The sequence below is a fragment of the Serratia sp. BNK-4 genome (genome assembly GCF_048685115.1).
In the GTDB taxonomy this organism is placed as follows: Bacteria; Pseudomonadota; Gammaproteobacteria; order Enterobacterales; family Enterobacteriaceae; genus Serratia; species Serratia bockelmannii.
Map to the genome: position 1 here is coordinate 1,886,139 of NZ_JBLQTM010000001.1, position 16,189 is coordinate 1,902,327.

Consider the following 16,189-nt stretch of genomic DNA (forward strand, 5'->3'; position numbering starts at 1 on the left):
TTTCAGGGGGATTGATGCCATCACCAACACTGGGATTTAGCGGCCGAACGATTGGCTACAGTGATATCCCGATCATTAACGGCGTGGCGTTCTGGCCTGATCTCAATCTCAAAGAGTTCCAGCAATCTCGCTCTATTCCGCCGGATTTGCCGCCGGATACCGCCGGGTTGGCCGTGCTCGCGGCGATTGCCGAAGTTAACGACGATCTGGCCGGAGTCGTCAGCCGACACCAGGGCGCAGGGCATGCCACGGCGCGCGATGTACCCGGTGCAAAGATGGGCGAAGAGAACCAGCTTACCGCGCAGTACAAGAAGGCGATTTATGCCCGTGCTAAGGCGGATTTGCTCGGCGAGTTTCCGACCATCGGGCGGCGTGAAACGCACCCCGGCCAGGAAAGTGCCGAAACGCGCGAAACGCTGCTTGCTGAGGCGGCGCTGGTGATCCGCAACATGCAGGGTTACCGGCGTGTAGGGATTTATCAGGTATGAGCCAAATAGAGAGCCTGACCGTTTTTTTGGAACAGTACATGCCGACGCGCGCGATGCAGTTTTTTGAAAGCGCGATGGAGGACGCGACCCTGGTGTATTCGGTCAAGGCGTTGGGGCTGGGCCAGCGGCGCTTAGGCGTATTCCGCTATACCGCCCGGCTCAGTTGGGACAGGTTCCCATACCGCCTTTGCCCGCCTGCGCTGGTGTACGCGCTGGTGTTCGCCTGGATAGATGCGAGCCGAAACAACCTGTATGACGAGCTGGCCCTGGGTGAGCCCGCGGTTGATATCGAGTTTGACGAAGAGAAGACCGGCACGTTGTCGATCACCCTGGAGCTGGCCGACGAGATAACGATAACGCCGGACGAGGCGGGCGAAATCCCGCTTGCCGGGAAGCGCTGGCGACTGTCTTACCCGGAAATCCACACCGCAACATCCGGCTATTTGTACGCGGCGGCAGAGAACGGCGCGCCGCTGGGTGGTGGTGGTGATGGCAAGGGTTGAAGGCGGGCTGGATAAACGCCAGCTGAAACAGCTACGGCAGACGCTGACAGCGGCAGACCTGAAACCCCGGCAGCGCCAGCGCTTGTTATGGCGCATCGCCAAGCTGGGGATCATCGTTGCCGCCAAGCGTCACCAGCGCGAGCAGGCGACGCCGGACGGCCAGCCCTGGCCGAAGCGCAAGCGCGGCAAGGGCAAGATGCTGCGCCAACTGCCCAAATTGCTGCATGTGCGGGAAATGCCGGAAAGAGAGGCCGTGCGCATTTACCTGAAAGGCGGGAATTACCGCAACAACAGCGGGCCGGTTTCGGCGGGGTTGATCGGGGCGGTGCACCAGGATGGTGCCTCCATCCCGATGAGCGCGGACAAGATGCCGCGGCCAGACCAGCGCGGCAGGCCCGCGCTGCTGAGCCAGGCCAAACGGCTGCGGGCGCTGGGGTACAAGGTGTGGAAGGGCAAGCGGTACGTCAAGGCGACGTCACGCCAAATCATGGAAACCATGAGCATGGCGCAGGCCGGGCTACTGATTAAAAAACTCAGGGGCAAGCCGACGAAATCGACCTGGAAAATTGATATTCCCGCCCGCGTGTTCCTGGGCGTCAGTGATACCGAATTTAACAATATTCTTGCCCGTCAGCTGCAGGCCATTGGCTTTGGCTGGAACGTTAACGCGCAGGATATCAAGGGGAAACAGTAATGACATGGCCCAATGTAACGATTAATCAGCTGAACCAGCGCCAGGGCAGGATCAACGAGGTCGAGCGCACCGTTTTGTACGTCGGCCCGGCGGAATCCGGTGATGGCGATCTGGTGGCGCTTAACTCCCAGTCCGATATTGACACGGCGCTGACCGCTGCCAGCGAAGTGCTGCGCGAAGTGGTGCGCGTGGCAAAGGTTAACGCCGGGCAAAACTGGCAGGCTTATGCGCTGTTGGTAAAAAAAGACGCCGAGCCGGCGACGTGGCCGGCAGCAATCGAGAACGTGCAAGACCTGATTTCGGTTGAGGGCGTGGTTGCCGTCACGCAGCTGGTCGACGTGAAAGAGGGCCGCACCGCGATTGAGGCGTATTCCGCCCTGCGTGAAACCCTGGTCAGCAAGCTGGGCCGCTGGGTGTGGTTCGCGTTGACCGTCGCCGGGCCGCTGGCGCTACCGGGTGAAGGCGGAAAGGCCGGGGTGACCTGGGCCGATTATCTGAAGTTCCAGGCAGAGCTCGCCAAGGATATTGCCGCGCATGCGGTGCAGCTGGTGCCCGCCCTCTGGGGCAACGAGGCCGGGGCGCTGGGCGGGCGGCTATGCAACCGCAGCGTCACCATCGCTGACAGCCCGGCACGGGTGAAAACCGGCGCGATCGTGGGGCTGGGCATCGGCAGCAGCGATCTGCCGGTTGACAGCGCCGGAATGGAGCTGGAGTTAGCGCAGCTGCGTGCGATGCATGACCTGCGTTATTCGGTGCCGATGTGGTACGCCGATTACGAGGGGATTTACTGGGCCGACGGCCTCACGTTGGACGTGAAGGGCGGCGATTATCCGGTGATCGAATACCTGCGTATTGTCGATAAAGCGGCGCGCCGGGTGCGCATCCAGGCGATTGCCAAAATCGGCGATCGCTCGCTGAACAGTACCCCGGCGAGCATCGCCAGCCACAAAACCTATTTCAGCCGAACGCTGCGCGAAATGTCCCGCAGCACGCAGATCAACGGCGTGACGTTCCCCGGCGAAGTGAAGCCGCCGCGGGCGGGCGATGTGGAAATTAGCTGGGCTGACGCCGAGACGGTGCAAATTTTCTTAGTTGTGCGCCCGTATGGCAGTCCGAAATCGATCACCGCCAGCATCATGCTGGACACGTCACTGGAGGCGTAACTATGTCATCACGCATCGGGGGCATGGATTTTGATATCACCCTGGGTACCGAAATTATCCATGTGAAAACCATCTCTTTGGATATCACCGACAACACGGCCGCGGCGCAAACGCGCGGCGTGCCTGACGGCCACGTTGCTGGCGACGTCGCGGCCGAAGGTGAAATGGAGATGGACACCAAGAACTTTAAAAAGATTGGGGCCGTGGCGCGCGCGGCGGGCAGTTACCGCGCTATCCCGCCGACCGATATTTTGTTCTATGCCAACACCGGGGACGAAGAGCTGACCGTCGAGGCGTTCGGCTGCAAGCTGATCATCACCTCGCCGGTGGGGTTTGACCCGAAAGGCGGCGAGACGGCCAGCCACAAGGTGAAATATTTGGTCACCAGCCCGGACTTTGTTCACGTCGATGGCGTGCCGATCCTGTCGGAAAACGACGTCCGCGATCTGATTGGGTGAGCTATGCCGAACGGAGAAAGCACGTTTTTAAAGCTGCTGCTGCTCGGGGCCGTCATCGGGTTGGGCAAGGTGCTGGTCGATGACGCCAGGCTGACCCTCCGGCTGGTGCTGGGCCGCATGGTGCTGGGCTCCGCTGTATCGCTGATTGCAGGGGTGATCCTGATCCGATTTCCCGATATTGACGAGCTGGCCCTGGTGGCCGTGTCGGCGGCGTTGGGGATTTTGGGGCACACGGTGATTGAGTCAATGCTCAAACGCTATATCGAGTCGAAAACGAAAGGGGCTGATAAATCATGAAATTGAGCGAAAAACAACAGCTGTTCACCCAACTGATTGCCCAACTGATCACTTTTGCCGGTGACCACGGTATGCGGCTGACATTTGGCGAAGCGTACCGCACGCCGGAGCAAGCCGCGCTGAATGCCAAGAAGGGTACCGGCATCCGCAACAGCCTGCACACCCTACGCCTGGCCGTTGACTTCAACCTGTTTATTGATGGGGTGTACCAGACCGACAGCGCCGCATACCTGCCGCTGGGCGAGTATTGGGAATCCCTCGGCGGCTCCTGGGGCGGGCGGTTTTCTCGCCCGGACGGCAATCACTTCAGCCTTGAGCATGAAGGGGTTAGGTAATGATCTCGCGCCTGGTTGGGGTGTTTCTGAGCGGCATTGCCGCCGGGGGCTGGTTTGTGACGGTCACCACGGGCGAGGAGGAAGAGCGCCGGGCCGAGTTCCGCGACGAGCTGCGCGGGCTGATCCAGGGTGTTTCCTCTGAGTCGGCCCAGCGGCTGGAGGCCAAATTACAGGAATTGCACGGCAATGAAATCCACACGGAGCGCGTCATTCATACCGAAACCATTAAGCCGGTGTTTCGCAACGTTTGCGCTACTGACGAGTATGTGCGGCTGTTCAACAACAGTGTTGGCCAGGCCGAGCGAACCCTATCAGGCAAACCTGACGGCACGCTGCCCGGAAAACCTGCCGCGCCTGGCGGGGCCAACGGGAAGTGATTTTGACCAGGCGCTGCGGCAGTACAGCAGCCTGTATGTGTTCTGCGCTGCCAGGCATAACCAGTTAGTGACTGAAATTCAACAAAGAAGGGATGTAACCCATGAGCAAAGAAAATAGCGGCATCATTACCCTGGGCATCGGCGGCGTTGATGTGAAATTTGCCCCGACGCTGCAGGCGTACAACAAATGCCTGAATGAGTCGGCGCGCGCCGAAGACGTCGTGGGGGCTGTTGCCACCTACCTGAAACGCATCGTTGTACCTGAGTACCGCGACGCGCTGGCAACGCTGTTGCTTACGCCTGGCCTTGGCGCACAAATCGCCGAGAAGATTAATAAGGTATTCGCGCCGACGGTCGAGATTGAAGTAAAGGAATAGGCCAGTTAGTCGAGCACATTCGGGCCAGTAACTACGAACAGATGGTGACGCTACGGCGTCATTATCTGCCCTCACCGTCAGACCACGACGACGAGGCCGATCGGGGCGATAGCAGCATGAACCTGGCCCGCGCCCTCTGGCTGGCCGAGTATTTCCACGAAAGTAATATTAACAGCGTCGCGGCGGGCATCGCCTTTGCCTTCAGCGGCAGCAGGACATAACCCACATGAAAGAATTGGCCTTTTTGTTGAGCCTCAAAAACAACCTGAGCGCCCCGTTAGGGCAGGCGCAAAAGTCGGTTGAGAGTTTCGCCAAAAAGTCCGGCGACGCCTTTAAACAGGTTGCGACCGGCGCGGCCGGTTTGTGGGGTGTTGTCCAGGGTGTTAAGGGGCTGCTGGGCCCGGCCAACGAGGTGCAGCAGGCGCTTAACGAGCTCTCCACCCGCGGCGTCGGCGAAGACTCCCTGGAAAAAATGTACAAATCGGCCCAGCGCTTCAGCACCGCTTACGGCAAGTCGGCGGCGGAGTTTATCGCCTCCGGTACCATCATCAAGAGTGAGCTGGCCGGGCTGGCCGACAGTGAGTTACCTCGCGCCGCGATGGCGATCAACACCCTTGCGGTGGCGAGTAAATCCAGCGCTGAACAAGCGGCGGGGTACATGAGCGAGATGGCGAACAACTACCGATCGACCGTGCGCGCGATGGGTAACGTGCCGTTTGCCGACATGATGGCGTCGAAAGGCGCATACATGGTGAAGAATTTCGGCACCAGCCTGGACGAGATCCGCGAGCTGGTGAAGTCCAGCAAGGGCACTGGCACCCAATATGGCGCGGGCATGGACGAACAATTGGCCGTGCTGGGGCTGTTGAGCAAGACCCAGGGCACCGAGGCCGGAGGCATCTACGATTCATTCCTGAAAAGCGCCGTTGAGGGGGGCAAACAGCTGGGCATGGGCTTTACCGACGCTCAGGGCAAGTTGCTGCAGTTCCCTGACATTCTGCAGAAGCTGCAGGCCAAATTTGGCGACACCATCGAAGGCAACGTAAAAGCCCAGGCCACGCTCAATAAAGCATTTGGCGAGGGTGCCCAGGCACTGACCGCCGCTTGGGGCCAGGCGGACGCCCTGCGCAAACACATGCGCGACATGGGCAACACCCAGGGGCTGGACAAGGCCACGGAAATGGCGGCGAAGATGGCGAACATCTGGGAACGGGTGGATAAAGTCTGGGAGCGCGTCCGCGTGTCTATCGGCATGCGCCTGATCCCCGCAATTCAACCGATGATCGATTACGCCATCAATGCCGGTACCCAGTTTGCCAAGTGGCTGGACATGTTCCCGAATATTGCCCGCTGGATTGGTTACATCACGCTGGTCACCCTGGCGCTGGGGGCGGCAGGTGCTGCCGCGAATATAGTGGTTGGGGTATCAAAATTTGTCTGGATGGGGCTGACCGGCATCTGGAAAGCCGCGACCATTGCCGCGCGGGCGTTGTGGTGGGTTATCAACCTGAAGGCCCGTGCGCTGCAGATTGCGCGCATTGCCGCGATTGCGTACAGCGCCACCATGCGGGTGCTGCGCGTCACGCTGCTGGCGGTGACGATGGCCTGGCGTGTGTCTACCGCGGCGGCGCTGCTGCAGCGTGCCGGGCTGATGGCGGCATCTGTCGCCATGCGTGCTTATGGTATAGCGACGATGTTTGCCGCCGTCGGCATGCAAATCCTGATGAGCCCGATCACCCTGGTGATTGTGGCCGTGGCCGCGCTGGCGGCGGGCATCTGGTATGCCGTGCAGCACTGGGACGAGCTCAAAGCGGCGCTGATGGACACCCAGGCGTTTCAATGGGTGATGCAGATTGCCACCGTAGTGGGGGCCGTGTTCGGTGCTGTCTGGCGGCTGATTAAGGTCGGCTGGGGAAAAGTGGTCGATTATTTTGGCGGGACGTCGCCGGTTGAGGCATTTCTGGGGTTTGTCGACGCCATCGGCAAAGTGTTCAGCGGCCTGTGGGATTGGCTGATCCAGTCATTCGGCAAGACCTACAACTGGATTGTCAGCAAGTTGAACATGATCCCCGGCGTTGATATCGACCTTAAACCGGTCGGCGACGCCGCGCCGGACGTGTTGGGGCTGGCTGGCCCGGCCGGGTTGAATGCGCCGCAGCTGGAACGCGGCGGCATTAGCAAGACCATTACCAGCGGTGGCCAGAGCAAAGTCACGGACAACAGCCGGAAGATTGGACAGGTGAATATCTACCCGCAGAACGGGGAAACCTTTGACGCGCTGATGGAGTCGCGGGAGCTGGCAGCCGGATGAACACCGAACCGAAATACATCGACCTGCTGATCACCGATCGTAATTTTACGCTGGACTCAGGCAACGAGCCGAAGCTTTGCAACAACCGCGTCAGCATCGCGCAGGACGTGGTTCACATGATTATTGAGTCCGGCATCGTCAAAGAGCTGATCGCCGAGCGCAGCCCGGTGCTGCGTGCCGACATCATGATGCAGATGGAATTACTGGTTGAATCCGACGATCGGATTGTACCGGGTACCGTCAGCATCGCCGACGGCCGCAACGGTGACTACTTCATTGCGGCCGACACCTACGATTTCGGGCCGATATCACTGATGGATAAATTGGGGACAGATGAACAGCAAGCCTAATCCAGACTATGAAGCCATTTTGGCCGATCAGGGCATGCCGACGACGGAGGCCCAGATTCGCGATGAGTTTAACGCCATCGTGCGCGTAGAAGGTCTAATCACGAATACCTCGCGTATGTCGCCGTTCTGGCGTCTGATTACGGCCATTGTTACCGCGCCGGTGCTTTGGCTCAAGGACGCCCTGGTTAATACGGTGATGAAAAACCTGTTCCTGGCGACCGCCGGGGGCACGTTCGTTGACCTGTTCGCCTGGGCGGTCAACCTGGCGCGAAAGGACGCCACCGCCGCTGTCGGAGCCATCCGCTTCACCAAAGCGGATGCCGGGCGGGAAATCACGGTGCCGGTGGGTACCGTTATCCAGACCGAGCGCATCAACGGCACCATTTACCGGCTGCTGACCACTGCCGACGTCACCATCGCCCCAGGAACGGCCAGCGCGCTGGCGCCGGTGGTGGCCGAACTGGAGGGCAGCGGGTTTAACCTGGCACCGGGGTACTACCGAATTTTGCCGGTGGCAGTCGACGGCATCGCCAGCGCCGTGAATGAGGACGATTGGTTAACCCAACCGGGCGCTGATACGGAGTCTGACGACGACCTGCGCGACCGGGTGAAAAACCAGTTTAATCTCGTCGGGCAATATCACATTGATGCGGTGTATCGCGGCATGATCTCCGGCCTGGCTGGGCTCAACACCGACCGCATTTTCTTTGAACACGACGCGCCGCGTGGGCCGGGCACGGCCAACGTTTACCTGCTGCTGGACTCCGGCATAGCCAGTCAGCCGTTTATTGACATGGTGAATGATTACGTCATGACGCAGGGCAACCACGGCCACGGCGATGATGTGTTGTGCCTGCCGCTACCGGAAACCTCGCACGACCTCACGATCACAGTGCATCTGTACGCCAGCAGTCATCTGACCGACGAGCAGACGGCTACGTTGTTGCGCAATGCCGGTAACCTGGTGCGCTGCGCATTCCGCGAAAATACCGATTATGACGTCGCGAAGACCTGGCCGTTCAGCCGCTTCTCTATGTCGCGCCTGGGCGAAGAGTTACACGACGCCTTCCCCGATATCGAATCCCTTGAGTTTTCCCTGGGGGACATTCTCAGCGGGTTGGACGTGCCGCGACTGCGCACACTAAGCATGGTTCCTGTGGATGAGTAAATTTCCTGATATCAACCTGCCGGTCTGGATGAACAAGGGCGAGCCGCTCACCCTGGCGCACGCCTCAAAAATTTGGTGGGAGCGGGTATACGGGTGGCTGACGTTCCCGCTTGCGCAAATCGACGTTGATACCTGCGACGAGCAGTTACTGAGCTTGCTGGCGTACCAGCGTGATATCAACCGATTCCCCGGCGAGTCGCTGGCGCTGTTCCGCCTGCGGGTGAAACACGCTTTTGTCAACGCCCTGGACGCCGGGAGCCTGGCAGGATTTGCGCGGATATTCGAGCGGCTCGAGATCGGCCAGGTGCAGCAGCTGGAGCGCCAGCTATGGTTTGATTGGGACGTCATCTTACTGCGCATCAACGATGAGCAGTTGAGCCGCGATAACGTGCTGATGATGAACCTGGTGCGCCAGTACGGCCGCACCTGTCGCCGGTATTTCTTCGACGTGCTCAACCAGAACACTGTTAGCGTGCGGCCTGGTCGGTTTGACCTGGACGCTGGTTATCACAGTGCTGTTTTTGCGCCGACGTTCGAGATCGTCCGCTTTCATATTAATGGCTGGATGACAAGCGATTTCAGGCCAGTGACCAGCTTTACAAACGCAAATTATGTGATTGAAGCGCAAGGGGCTGTTGGCGGGGTGACGTGGTCTGTTGGAGGCCATGCAACCGTTGTCGCTTTGGACAATTTGGTGAGTGCGCCAATTGCTAAGGGATGCCTGGTAACGATAACCGGAATTGGCCCCGTTAGTGTTACGGGGATCGACGGTTTGGGGCGTGTAGTTACCCATGATATCCGCCCCAATATTTTCCTTATACCAACTCCTGAGCGTATGTATCAAACCGACATGCCCGCGTTTTTGGCTGCAAATAATGGGCGTTGGCCACATGCAACGGAGTTGTCACTAAAAAGCAATGAGTATGCCCCACGAGGCAACGGTGCACTGTGGAATGAGTGGGGTGACATGGGGGTATATGGATGGCTGCAAGATAACACTACCCGTCATTTGTATGTAACGGATACCCCTGGCTGGCCTCACCCTGAGGAAACTCATATAGCTATCAGTTTACAGTTCGGGAAAGGCCAAAATCTGGGTATTACAAATCCCGATAGATATTGCACCTCGGCGGTAATTGATCTCACACCTGGTGTTGGTTTTTTGACTGAGCAGGGAGAGAGGTTCATCACTGAAAAAGGGATGCGATTGATAGCTGAGCGCGCTAGCCAGCGGAAAAAGTAAGGTATGACATGAGCGAAGAAATTAGCTTTAGCGGCCTAACACAGGCAACAGAGTTAAAGGCCGACGATATTTTAGCGATCAGCCAAAAACAAAGTAATGGTGAGATGGAAAGCCTGAGCGCGACGGTACAGCAGTTTGCTGCAATGATGCCGCCAGGGCCACCCGGCAAGGATGGTACCGACGGCAAAGATGGCGTAAACGGGTTGGCAAACTGGGCCGTAAAGGGTGGTAACTGGTCATCTAACTACGGCCCTGATCTGGGGGCCGCAAGTGCTCACGGTCATATGGGCATCTGTGAGTATTGGAAAACTACCCTTGAACTAGACAAAGCGGCGAAGGATAGCCGCCCGCCTTTCAATTGTGTATTGCAGGCGGTGCCTTGCTCTGCGGGTGGGGAAATGCTGCCGTTTAACCTGCATGTGCAGTACAAGTCTTCCAGAACGGCCCCGCAAGTCATCATCGTGTTATTGGTCTTTGGTGAAGCTGCACAGGTACTTGATTTGGACTCAGGCAAATATAGTCCGCTTGGGTTGGTTGAGGGTATTCAATATGAACCTAAATACTCACTGACGTACTGGTATTAAGGGGCCGAATATGTCGCAAAGCATTGTTACAAAGGCATTTGAGCGTTGGCTGATCGATAAGACCGTTGCGGGTGAGCCTGCGCGGCCTGATCAGATGATTTTTGCCCTCATCCCCGGCCAGGATGAAAACGCGGAGATCGACCGTGACGAGGGTATGCCCGAGGCCGGGCAAATTAAGTCTAAGACGGACATTACCCAGTTTGGCGCGCTGAATGAAAACGCCGTAGTGTATTCCGTGGTGCTGGATACCACGATCGGCAACTGGGAATACAATTGGGTGGGCCTGGTCGACAGCGCCACCGGCACGGTGCTGATGATTGTGCATACGGCCACCCAGTCGAAAACCAAGACCGAGAACGGCCAGCAGGGCAACAGCCTGATCCGCAACCTGTCGATGCAGTTCGATGGGGCGGCAGCGGCGACGCAGATCACCGTCACCCCGGAAACTTGGCAGATCGACTACAGCGCCCGGCTGCAGAGCATGGACGAATCCCGTCGCCTGGCGAACGTGGATTATTACGGTGACGCCGCTTTCCGTGGCGACGGTTTCAAGGTCAGCGTGACCGGTACCACGGCCACCGTGGCCCCTGGTCTGGGGTATGTGGCTGGCCTGCGCGCCGTGCTGGAAAAAGCCCAGGTGCTCGATGTGACGTCGAAAACAGGGGTGTGGGTTGATATCAGTTGGCAAGGCACAGTAACTGGAGCCTGGGCCAATGGTTTCACCCTGCGCGCGGCCGACACGCTGGAAAACTACGTTGATGCCCAGGGCTACCAGCACCATGTCACCCGCATTGCGCGACGTGACAGCACCACCGTGACCGACGAGCGGAAGCCGTTCCCGCTGGATGCGCTGGAAAAAGAAGTGGAAGAGCTGGACGTTTACACCAAAGATGAAGCCGACACCCGATTCCTGCAGGTGGACAATAATCTGTCTGAAATTGCGGCTGCAGGCGTTGAGGCGCAGGATGCCGCCCGTAAAAATTTGGACATTCGCAGTAACGAAGAGTCGGATCAGCATTTTTTACAAAAAGCGGGTGACACGGCCACCGGTCAACTTATTTCCCCGTCGTTTGCTAGTACGCCGGAAGCCATGCCGACCGGCGCGGGCTCGTATGCTGACCAGTTAAGCACTCAGGCCCCTTTCTTCCAGCCTAATTGGCAATGGCCGGTGAATATCGGCGGTATTTTTGTTCCTATTGCCAAGGGAACATCAACACGCAAGGCGCAAGGCTACCCGACGGCGGTCAGCTACGGTTACCTGATGCCTGCAAATAACGAACACGCGCACCCAACTATCCATGCTCGTGGTGATAGCGATGTAGATTGCGCATGGGACTTCAACCCCTATAACGGCAGTATCCGCAGCAAAGCAGGCACATTTGCAACACAAGAATGGGTAAAAGTCTACTGCCCGTTCCCGGTGGGCTATGTGATGTTGCTGGGCAATGACGCCGATCCGCGCGCGGATTACCCTGGCACGGATTGGCAGGATATCACCGGTACCTTTGACGGCCGCGTGCTGGCACTGGGTTATGACCTTCTGGGCACCGGCGGTAACAACGAGGTGACCTTGGGGGCGCAGCATATCCCACCTCACGATCATGGTCTGAAGGCGTACCCGTCTAACACTGCACTGGATGGTGGCACATCGAACCGCTATAGCGTTGACGCCAGCCAAGGGGTTGTCAGCCAGGGATTGGTTACAGGGAGAGACGGCGGCACTGAGGCGTTTTCTGTTCAAAACGCCTATGTCCATGTGCGTGGCTGGATGCGGGTTGCCTGATATGTGGGAGAAAAAACGCCTGCATATCCCGGAAAACCTGCAGGGGGTTACCTGTTCCACTGTGGTGGCGCATCCGTGGGTGTTTGGGCTGGGCCAGGAAGAGGACTCCGGTTTTTACCTGAGCCCGCCGAATGCTGTTAACTACCTGGTCAGCCGACTGGCCGGTGCATCAGTGCGCCAGGATGTGACCGTAATTATGCTGACAGCGCCGACGCTGGCGGCATTTGTCACATTGCTGGCCACCGCCGCCGAAGTGTTCCCGATTGCCCCGTTGACGCAGGTACAGCGCCGGGCCACGGCGGCGATCAGTCTGGCAACCAGCCGTATGCAGTTGCCTGCGGTCGCCGCTGGACTGCCGCCCGCCGTATCGCTGTCGGTCAGCACCACCCGCCAGGCCACTGGCGCGCAGTCGCTGATCCAGGCGATTGCAGACGCTGCGGCACCCAGCACCCCGGAAGGCATCACCGCCGCCTTGGCTGAGTTTGCCCAGAGCCGCGCCACGTTGTTGGAGGCGGCAAAAGAGGGGCTGGCGCAGCTGCAGGCCGGAAGCGTGGACGTGTGGGCGGTTTCCGCCGTCGGCGACACGCAGAAGGCCGCCAGGATGATGCGTGAAGATGTGCCGGAGGCCGATCGGGTGTTTACGCTGGCGCTGATGTTCGTCGGTGACGATCTCGCGCCATTGCGTGCAATGTTGGGGGAGTTATGACGCAAATTATCGTCCTGGCGCTGGATGGCGAAGCCATTTTGATGAAAAACATCCTTGTCACGCCGTCGATGCAGATCCAGGACAAAGACCAGTCCGGGCAGGCCAGCAGCACCGCCAATGCTGAGCAGGGGGTAAAAGGCAAGGAGCTGCGCGTATCCGGGCTGATACCGTTCGAGGACAAGGCGCAGCTAACGCGCCTGTTTGCGCTGGCGGAGGCCAAGAACGCCAGCGGCGGCATGAAACGTTACCGTGTGGCCCACGAAGTCGCGCAGGCTATAAAGTTTCGTGAGGCGACTTTTTCCGGCAACGTGGACGCCGCGCCGCAAACTGACCGCATGGCCTGGCTGGTGAATTTCACCCTGAAAGAATATTTCAGCGTCGCCGAACGCAAGGCGATGCAGGCCGCGGCCGCTGGCGGCGGCAAGGCGACCGCGCAGACGGCGGGCGGCACAGGCAGCGCCGAGGAATCCCCCGAAAAGCTGTCATGGTTTGAGGGCGTGCTCAAAAAAATTGATACGGCCATAGGCCCGGCAGGGGGTGAACAGTGAAACCGGTTATCACGCTGCGCATCGGCACCGATGCCGTGCCGGTAGCCTCACAGCATGTTTTGCTTGAGCTGGCCGGGTGCGGCCGCGGCTTTATCACCGCGTTGACCACTGCCGACACCACCGGCCAACTGGTGCGCCTCGATATGGGGTATGACGAGACGGTTTACCGCTGGTTTACGGGGTTTGTTGAACGCAGCAGCCCGGCAGAGAACGGCGCACAGCGTATTTTTGTGCGCGAGCTGGTCGGCGTGTTTGATGGTCATTGGCCGGTATCGCTGCAGCACCCGACATTGCGCGATGTGGTTGCCGACGTTGCCCGGCATACCGATATGGTGTTTTCGCTGCCGGATAACGCCGATTATACCGACAAGCCGATCCCGCATTTCACCCACAGCGGCAGCGGTTACCAACTGCTGGCGAATCTGGGCCGTGCCTTTGGCATCGCGGATTACACCTGGTTTCAGCTGCCTGACGGCACTGTCTATGTGGGCAGCTATGCCCATTCCCGCTTTGCTGGCGCGCCGGTCGATATCCCCACCGAATTTATTCAGAGCGCGGCCGGTGGTAACAGCATCACGCTGCCCGCTATCCCGGCGATTCGCCCCGGCGTGATCGTCAACGGCCAGCGCGTCACGCAGGTGCGGATCCAGGATGACGAAATGACGCTGACCTGGACACCGCTCAACAGCCAGGGAAAACCGGCGCAGAAAAGCCCGGAGCAACGGCAGATCGATAGGGTTTACCCCGAGCTCAGCGCCGGGCTGCACCTGCCCCGCCTGGCGCGGGTGATGGGGCCGACTGACAGCGCCGCTTTGGGTGATCAGTCCGACCCGTTCCGGCCACGCTATGCGGTAAACCTGCAGCTACTGGACGAGAACGGCGCAGCGGCAGCGGATACCCCGGTATACAACGCGGTACCGCTGCCGGTACCGATGGCCGGGGCCGAAGGGGGATTGTTCCAGTATCCGCCCGAAGGGGCGCTGGTCGAGGTCGGGTTTGCCGAAGGCAGGCCGGATAAACCGCTGATCCGCCAAACCCTGGCGGACGGCCAGGCGCTGCCGGATATCAAACCCGGTGAGCAGCTGCAGCAGCAGCGCGCCGGGGTGAGCCAGCGCGTGACGCAGGCGGGCACCTGGCAGCGGGAAACCGATCAGGCGATCGAGGAATCCAGCAGCCAGCGAAGTGTCACCAGCGATCAGGAGAACCGCACCACGACCGCGCGCACCACGCTGGTGCAGGCTAACGACACCACCACGGTGCTGGGTACCGCCAAATTGCTGGCCGGGGCCGCGGTGCAGCTGGCGGACGGCGATTACACGGTCGGCGCATCGGGAAACCTGGTCAGCCGCTGCAGCAAAGACAGAATCGGCGATGTTGGCCGGAATGACAGCCTGAAGGTAGGCGGCACGCTCACCGAGCAAATCCAGGGCATCCGGCGCAGTGTGGCCGCGGCGCAGGAACTGCTTGCACCCACTATCCGGCTGGGTAGCGAAGAAGTGAACGTGTTAAGCCTGCTGACCGATACCCTGGACGTGCTCAGCCAGTTGGCCGAGCAGATGGCCCAGCATACCCACAGCAACACCGGCACGCCGACCAACAGCGAAGCCATCGCCGCCACCGGCGAGAAAACTAACGATCTCCGCAAAAAGTACGCCCCTTTCATTGCCTGACCTCCCCGGCCGGGCATTCTTCCCATAATTCCGCCTGTATCGCGCTCTAAGCCGTTTTCACCTTGCGCCACGCCACAGCATGGCGCTGAACCCGTTCGCATTACCACACCCCGCCACGGAATCCACAGCAGGCATACGGAAGCGCATACCAGACGGAAACGGCGCTACACCGCACCCGCCTGCACAATTTGGATCATAAAAATTTTGCAAAAGAATTTCGCCGCAAACCACCGCGCCAGCCCGCGCCCTGTCTGGGGTTCTGGCGGGTTAATGGTTTTGCAAACTGCGCAAGGTTTTGCAGACTTTTGCAAAAATGCGGGCGGGCCGTCCGGCTAACCGATTGGATAACATCATGTTTATAAAAGGATCCCGTAGCTTTCCGCGTGGATCCTTTCGGCCGTGGCGCTGGCCTGCGCCGCGTGGGGTGATCGTCGTCCGCGCTAGGCGTGGCGCGGGTTGTGGCCGAATTGCCAGCAAGCATGAACTTTGCAATTTATTGCGGAAAAGATCTCGGCAGGATCGCGCCGAGAATGGCGCGCAGGGACATGGGGGCAGGGCCGCGGAATGACTGGGCGGGCGATTACGTCAGCCAGATATAATTAGCGAGTCGATCGGTTTGAGCGATCAATTTGTATGTTATTGATCTATGCAATCAATTGGATGGTGAAGGGATATCTCAGTAGGATAAAAACCGTACAGACTCTACGCCATTACCCTGGCGACCTCGTATCAAGGAATAGATATGATTTTTTGTAAGACGTGCGGGCTATGGCTTTACCACCTGTCTGATGGTGGTGATTCAGGGTCTGATTATTGCGACAAGTGCAGGCCTCCGGGCGTTATACGCCGGGCCGCAAACAAAATTATAAGGCTCATCCGGGCCACCTTCAGCAGCAAAAAGAACTAACCCTAACACCAGGGAAAACCCAAACCCGCCGCGCGCGGGTTTTTTCATGCCCACAAAACTATGTGGGCAATATGTGGCATTTAAATTTATTTAATCATCTAATATCAATTAGATAGATTGATATATAACGCACCTTCGGGTGCGTTTTTTTATGGCGACGCGAAAGCCGGCTTCCCAGCAGGGTGAAGGGAGGTGGGCTGATGCATCGCCTGACAAATTTAGGGTAA

At 59.0% G+C, this 16,189-nt stretch carries 19 protein-coding genes; all 19 read left to right on the forward strand.

From position 1 onward, the window contains the following. Positions 1–14 precede the first annotated feature (14 nt). The 19 genes from ACMGGW_RS09200 (at position 15) to ACMGGW_RS09290 (ending at position 15,055) form a co-directional block, all read left to right on the forward strand. On the forward strand, positions 15–488 hold the full coding sequence (locus ACMGGW_RS09200) for a head completion/stabilization protein (protein ID WP_115115973.1): 474 nt from the start codon (positions 15–17) through the stop codon (positions 486–488). Next, a complete protein-coding gene (locus tag ACMGGW_RS09205) occupies positions 485–991 on the forward strand; it encodes a phage tail protein (protein ID WP_420279365.1) in 507 nt (168 codons plus the stop codon). The genes ACMGGW_RS09200 and ACMGGW_RS09205 overlap by 4 nt, the downstream gene beginning before the upstream one ends. Further along, a complete protein-coding gene (locus ACMGGW_RS09210) occupies positions 978–1,685 on the forward strand; it encodes a phage virion morphogenesis protein (RefSeq protein ID WP_420279366.1) in 708 nt (235 codons plus the stop codon). Before ACMGGW_RS09205 ends, ACMGGW_RS09210 begins: the two co-directional genes overlap by 14 nt. Continuing rightward, complete coding sequence (locus tag ACMGGW_RS09215) at positions 1,685–2,848, forward strand: DUF2586 domain-containing protein (RefSeq protein ID WP_420279367.1); 1,164 nt, start codon at positions 1,685–1,687, stop codon at positions 2,846–2,848. Before ACMGGW_RS09210 ends, ACMGGW_RS09215 begins: the two co-directional genes overlap by 1 nt. Before the next feature lie 2 nt (positions 2,849–2,850). Next, positions 2,851–3,306, forward strand: coding sequence for a phage protein (locus ACMGGW_RS09220; protein ID WP_156865581.1), 456 nt, complete (start codon positions 2,851–2,853; stop codon positions 3,304–3,306). A 3-nt stretch (positions 3,307–3,309) separates the two neighbouring features. Beyond that, entirely contained in the window at positions 3,310–3,603 is a 294-nt protein-coding gene (locus tag ACMGGW_RS09225; protein WP_420279368.1) for a holin, read from the forward strand. Further along, positions 3,600–3,938 (forward strand): M15 family metallopeptidase, encoded by a 339-nt coding sequence (locus ACMGGW_RS09230; RefSeq protein WP_313795310.1) that lies wholly within the window; start codon positions 3,600–3,602, stop codon positions 3,936–3,938. Before ACMGGW_RS09225 ends, ACMGGW_RS09230 begins: the two co-directional genes overlap by 4 nt. Beyond that, on the forward strand, positions 3,938–4,315 hold the full coding sequence (locus ACMGGW_RS09235; protein ID WP_420279369.1) for a hypothetical protein: 378 nt from the start codon (positions 3,938–3,940) through the stop codon (positions 4,313–4,315). Before ACMGGW_RS09230 ends, ACMGGW_RS09235 begins: the two co-directional genes overlap by 1 nt. A 101-nt stretch (positions 4,316–4,416) precedes the next feature. Next, positions 4,417–4,692 (forward strand): putative phage tail assembly chaperone, encoded by a 276-nt coding sequence (locus tag ACMGGW_RS09240; protein ID WP_265261522.1) that lies wholly within the window; start codon positions 4,417–4,419, stop codon positions 4,690–4,692. Positions 4,693–4,733: 41 nt separating this feature from the next. Next, complete coding sequence (locus ACMGGW_RS09245; protein WP_181817230.1) at positions 4,734–4,913, forward strand: DUF6890 family protein; 180 nt, start codon at positions 4,734–4,736, stop codon at positions 4,911–4,913. Between the two features lie 5 nt (positions 4,914–4,918). After that, a complete protein-coding gene (locus tag ACMGGW_RS09250) occupies positions 4,919–7,003 on the forward strand; it encodes a phage tail tape measure protein (protein WP_420279371.1) in 2,085 nt (694 codons plus the stop codon). Beyond that, on the forward strand, positions 7,000–7,353 hold the full coding sequence (locus ACMGGW_RS09255; protein WP_420279373.1) for a DUF2590 family protein: 354 nt from the start codon (positions 7,000–7,002) through the stop codon (positions 7,351–7,353). The genes ACMGGW_RS09250 and ACMGGW_RS09255 overlap by 4 nt, the downstream gene beginning before the upstream one ends. Then, positions 7,337–8,521 (forward strand): baseplate J/gp47 family protein, encoded by a 1,185-nt coding sequence (locus ACMGGW_RS09260; protein ID WP_420279375.1) that lies wholly within the window; start codon positions 7,337–7,339, stop codon positions 8,519–8,521. Before ACMGGW_RS09255 ends, ACMGGW_RS09260 begins: the two co-directional genes overlap by 17 nt. Further along, positions 8,514–9,764 (forward strand): hypothetical protein, encoded by a 1,251-nt coding sequence (locus ACMGGW_RS09265; protein WP_420279377.1) that lies wholly within the window; start codon positions 8,514–8,516, stop codon positions 9,762–9,764. The genes ACMGGW_RS09260 and ACMGGW_RS09265 overlap by 8 nt, the downstream gene beginning before the upstream one ends. Positions 9,765–9,772: 8 nt before the next feature. Next, a complete protein-coding gene (locus tag ACMGGW_RS09270; protein ID WP_420279379.1) occupies positions 9,773–10,348 on the forward strand; it encodes a hypothetical protein in 576 nt (191 codons plus the stop codon). Positions 10,349–10,358: 10 nt separating this feature from the next. Next, positions 10,359–12,131, forward strand: coding sequence for a phage tail protein (locus ACMGGW_RS09275; protein ID WP_420279380.1), 1,773 nt, complete (start codon positions 10,359–10,361; stop codon positions 12,129–12,131). A 1-nt stretch (position 12,132) separates the two neighbouring features. Then, positions 12,133–12,837: a hypothetical protein gene (locus ACMGGW_RS09280; protein ID WP_420279382.1), complete on the forward strand. Its 705-nt coding sequence runs from the start codon at positions 12,133–12,135 to the stop codon at positions 12,835–12,837. After that, positions 12,834–13,385, forward strand: coding sequence for a hypothetical protein (locus ACMGGW_RS09285; protein ID WP_115115959.1), 552 nt, complete (start codon positions 12,834–12,836; stop codon positions 13,383–13,385). Before ACMGGW_RS09280 ends, ACMGGW_RS09285 begins: the two co-directional genes overlap by 4 nt. Then, complete coding sequence (locus ACMGGW_RS09290) at positions 13,382–15,055, forward strand: hypothetical protein (RefSeq protein ID WP_420279383.1); 1,674 nt, start codon at positions 13,382–13,384, stop codon at positions 15,053–15,055. Before ACMGGW_RS09285 ends, ACMGGW_RS09290 begins: the two co-directional genes overlap by 4 nt. Positions 15,056–16,189: the final 1,134 nt, after the last annotated feature.

Bases quoted from the DNA above. Each gene is read 5' to 3' on its own strand.
- ACMGGW_RS09200 (WP_115115973.1), top strand. From the start codon at position 15: ATGCCATCACCAACACTGGGATTTAGCGGCCGAACGATTGGCTACAGT.
- ACMGGW_RS09205 (WP_420279365.1), top strand. From the start codon at position 485: ATGAGCCAAATAGAGAGCCTGACCGTTTTTTTGGAACAGTACATGCCG.
- ACMGGW_RS09210 (WP_420279366.1), top strand. From the start codon at position 978: ATGGCAAGGGTTGAAGGCGGGCTGGATAAACGCCAGCTGAAACAGCTA.
- ACMGGW_RS09215 (WP_420279367.1), top strand. From the start codon at position 1,685: ATGACATGGCCCAATGTAACGATTAATCAGCTGAACCAGCGCCAGGGC.
- ACMGGW_RS09220 (WP_156865581.1), top strand. From the start codon at position 2,851: ATGTCATCACGCATCGGGGGCATGGATTTTGATATCACCCTGGGTACC.
- ACMGGW_RS09225 (WP_420279368.1), top strand. From the start codon at position 3,310: ATGCCGAACGGAGAAAGCACGTTTTTAAAGCTGCTGCTGCTCGGGGCC.
- ACMGGW_RS09230 (WP_313795310.1), top strand. From the start codon at position 3,600: ATGAAATTGAGCGAAAAACAACAGCTGTTCACCCAACTGATTGCCCAA.
- ACMGGW_RS09235 (WP_420279369.1), top strand. From the start codon at position 3,938: ATGATCTCGCGCCTGGTTGGGGTGTTTCTGAGCGGCATTGCCGCCGGG.
- ACMGGW_RS09240 (WP_265261522.1), top strand. From the start codon at position 4,417: ATGAGCAAAGAAAATAGCGGCATCATTACCCTGGGCATCGGCGGCGTT.
- ACMGGW_RS09245 (WP_181817230.1), top strand. From the start codon at position 4,734: ATGGTGACGCTACGGCGTCATTATCTGCCCTCACCGTCAGACCACGAC.
- ACMGGW_RS09250 (WP_420279371.1), top strand. From the start codon at position 4,919: ATGAAAGAATTGGCCTTTTTGTTGAGCCTCAAAAACAACCTGAGCGCC.
- ACMGGW_RS09255 (WP_420279373.1), top strand. From the start codon at position 7,000: ATGAACACCGAACCGAAATACATCGACCTGCTGATCACCGATCGTAAT.
- ACMGGW_RS09260 (WP_420279375.1), top strand. From the start codon at position 7,337: ATGAACAGCAAGCCTAATCCAGACTATGAAGCCATTTTGGCCGATCAG.
- ACMGGW_RS09265 (WP_420279377.1), top strand. From the start codon at position 8,514: ATGAGTAAATTTCCTGATATCAACCTGCCGGTCTGGATGAACAAGGGC.
- ACMGGW_RS09270 (WP_420279379.1), top strand. From the start codon at position 9,773: ATGAGCGAAGAAATTAGCTTTAGCGGCCTAACACAGGCAACAGAGTTA.
- ACMGGW_RS09275 (WP_420279380.1), top strand. From the start codon at position 10,359: ATGTCGCAAAGCATTGTTACAAAGGCATTTGAGCGTTGGCTGATCGAT.
- ACMGGW_RS09280 (WP_420279382.1), top strand. From the start codon at position 12,133: ATGTGGGAGAAAAAACGCCTGCATATCCCGGAAAACCTGCAGGGGGTT.
- ACMGGW_RS09285 (WP_115115959.1), top strand. From the start codon at position 12,834: ATGACGCAAATTATCGTCCTGGCGCTGGATGGCGAAGCCATTTTGATG.